The following is a 2,300-nucleotide window of genomic DNA, read 5'->3' as shown; positions in this document are numbered from 1 at the left end:
CGTGAAGACGGATTGAAACCCGTAGTCGGTGAGGCGGGCCAGGGCATCAGCAGCGCTCGTGAGCTATTCCGACGTGAAGACGGATTGAAACCTGCCATTGCCGACAAGTTCAACAGCGGCCAGCCGCTCACCGCTCGTGAGCTATTCCGACGTGAAGACGGATTGAAACTCTATAACCGGCTGGGTATTACCGACCAGGACGAGCGCTCGTGAGCTATTCCGACGTGAAGACGGATTGAAACTGGCAAGCAGAGCAAGCCCAAAATGTTCTATGCCGGCTCGTGAGCTATTCCGACGTGAAGACGGATTGAAACTATCGGATAACGACGCAAGTACGGCAGCGCAAATCGCTCGTGAGCTATTCCGACGTGAAGACGGGTTGAAACAAGACCTCCAATAAGGGTCAGCCAGAAAGGCCCAAAAAAAGTGCCTTCACGTGCTGGAAACGTCCTCGTTAAAACCATCCAATAAGGGCCCCTTAAGTAAACTTCAATAAGCTAAAAAGAGCGTCGACTTTTCGGCTTGCGCTTTCGAACTTTGAATGAGGGTAAGCCTGTCGGCTAGGCTTTTCTATGTGCGGTGAAGTACACTAAGAAATACCCAGGCGGCTCGCTTCATCAAGTAACAATAAGCGGGTGAGAGCGGATAGGGTAAGGCGACGGGCTTTTGCTACTTTCTGGAATAACGCTTTTTCATCGGCCTCAACCTCGATCCCAATTTGAGGCTTGCGTATGCGCTTTTCATCATTACTGCTCATGGCGCAAATATACATCAAGTAAAAATCTTGACAAAAATTCGGTAAAATCAAGAATTTTACTTGGTTTTATCAAGTATACTAGTACATTTGTGCTGTTCAAGTCGAACAGCCTAATTCGTAGTAAAAGTAAAAGAGGCCAGTCGCTGGAAACGACTGACCTCCGGTATAACACCTGTTTGTAGCAGGCACTACGGTTGGGTTCTTGCAAACCTTACTTCAAAAATACATGGCAAACCATGTAACTGGGACGAGTATGCTTCTTAGCATACTCCCCACCTCTCTAGGCGAGCTGCGCCAGCACGTCCTATCGCCCCTCATCGGCAACCCCCTTTTCAGCGCAGCGGAACAACTGCGGGCCCATCACTTCGTCCACGAAAGCGAAGATATTGCCCGGCTAACTCGTTGGGGCGCAAACGTCCTGGCCGAAATCGCCCATCGCCAAGCCGAAGCTGCCCGCCAGCGCCGCGACCTCGCCACAGATGCCACGCTGCGCCAGTTGTGTTCCGATAGCTTCCGCAGCTACCGCACTCGCCTGTGTCGACCCACCCCGAACTGGGTACTCGGTACTTGCTTCCCCGACCGGTCCGACCGCCGGGCCGGCACGTTTGACCGCCGGGCCGCCGCGCGCTTTCAACCAGCCGACGCGCTGACGTTTGCTGAACTACTTAGCCAGCCCGTCCGATGAGCTACCGCCGCGACCTCCAACTGCTGCGCCGCGCCCAGAAGCAGGCCAAGCGTCAACTGCGTCAACTCGCCGAGCTGGAGCTCACCGGGCTGACCGCTGTCACGCTCCACGCGCATAACCGGCAGGTGACGGTTACCCTCGTTTCCGCCACGGGGGAACCCTTTACGGATTCGCTGCGGGAAGAGCTGCACAAGCGCCGGCAGGCCCTGCAGGTCGAGGTGCAGCAACTCCTACTTACCTGGGTGGAAGAGGCACAACTGCGCGAGCGCCCCGCCCCGGCCGCCGGCCCACCGCTGCCCTAACGACGCCCGAACCCCGGCTAGATTCCGGCGGCTGGTTACCCAGCGGCTGGCCCCCGCGTGCCTCTTCACTTCTTACCCTTTCCGGCGCATGTTCTTCTCCACCACCTTGTCTTTACCTTATCAGCAGGCCACCAGCGCCCAGCGCACCCAGGTGCTGCACTACCTGCAACTCCGGTTGGCCCACCATTTTCCGACCCTTTCCGAACGTACCCTAACCCGAGCTCTGGACGAATTCAGCCCCGAGTTGTGGTACACGGCGGGCCAGGTATCGCTGGACCCAGTGGAGCTACAGCAATTCGTGCACCACGTAGCGACCAGTGTCGGGTTTGCCGGGCTGGACCCGCCTATCCTGGACCCGGCCACCCGCGATCTGACCCAGTACGTGCTGCACAGCAGCGAGCTGGTCGTCTGGCTGTTGCCCGAACTGGAGGCCGGCACTAGGTCCTGCGGCCCCCGCTTAATGGCGCTGCTGCGCCGGTTGACGCGGCCGCCGCTGGTGGCCCAGCAGCGTATCCAGGCCTGGCGCTGGGACGTGCCCGGGGGCCCGGGGCTACCG

At 58.2% G+C, this 2,300-nt stretch carries 5 protein-coding genes; 4 read left to right on the top strand and 1 reads right to left on the bottom strand.

Annotation, left to right across the window (positions count from 1 at the left end; genetic code table 11):
- Positions 1–213, top strand: a 213-nt coding sequence (locus QMK33_RS23260; protein WP_283567021.1) for a hypothetical protein, incomplete at its 5' end; no start/stop codon positions are given.
- A 376-nt stretch (positions 214–589) separates the two neighbouring features.
- Here QMK33_RS23260 and QMK33_RS23255 read toward each other — a convergent pair.
- On the bottom strand, positions 590–757 hold the full coding sequence (locus tag QMK33_RS23255) for a hypothetical protein (RefSeq protein WP_283567020.1): 168 nt from the start codon (positions 755–757) through the stop codon (positions 590–592).
- 253 nt (positions 758–1,010) lie between these two features.
- On the opposite strand from QMK33_RS23255, the gene QMK33_RS23250 reads away from it, so the two are divergent.
- The 3 genes from QMK33_RS23250 to QMK33_RS23240 form a co-directional block, all read left to right on the top strand.
- Entirely contained in the window at positions 1,011–1,442 is a 432-nt protein-coding gene (locus QMK33_RS23250) for a hypothetical protein (protein WP_283567019.1), read from the top strand.
- Positions 1,439–1,744 (top strand): hypothetical protein, encoded by a 306-nt coding sequence (locus QMK33_RS23245; RefSeq protein ID WP_283567018.1) that lies wholly within the window; start codon positions 1,439–1,441, stop codon positions 1,742–1,744. The genes QMK33_RS23250 and QMK33_RS23245 overlap by 4 nt, the downstream gene beginning before the upstream one ends.
- A gap of 88 nt (positions 1,745–1,832) precedes the next feature.
- Positions 1,833–2,300, top strand: a 468-nt coding sequence (locus QMK33_RS23240) for a hypothetical protein (RefSeq protein WP_283567017.1), incomplete at its 3' end; no start/stop codon positions are given.

Origin of the sequence: Hymenobacter sp. H14-R3, assembly GCF_030063445.1 — a bacterium.
Taxonomy (GTDB): Bacteria; Bacteroidota; Bacteroidia; order Cytophagales; family Hymenobacteraceae; genus Hymenobacter.
The sequence above is the reverse complement of the archived record's forward strand: the minus strand, read 5'-3'. Positions and strand labels throughout refer to the sequence as shown.

Coding starts and splice junctions, on each gene's coding strand:
- QMK33_RS23245 (WP_283567018.1), top strand. CDS start 1,439: ATGAGCTACCGCCGCGACCTCCAACTGCTGCGCCGCGCCCAGAAGCAG.
- QMK33_RS23255 (WP_283567020.1), bottom strand. CDS start 757: ATGAGCAGTAATGATGAAAAGCGCATACGCAAGCCTCAAATTGGGATC.
- QMK33_RS23250 (WP_283567019.1), top strand. CDS start 1,011: ATGCTTCTTAGCATACTCCCCACCTCTCTAGGCGAGCTGCGCCAGCAC.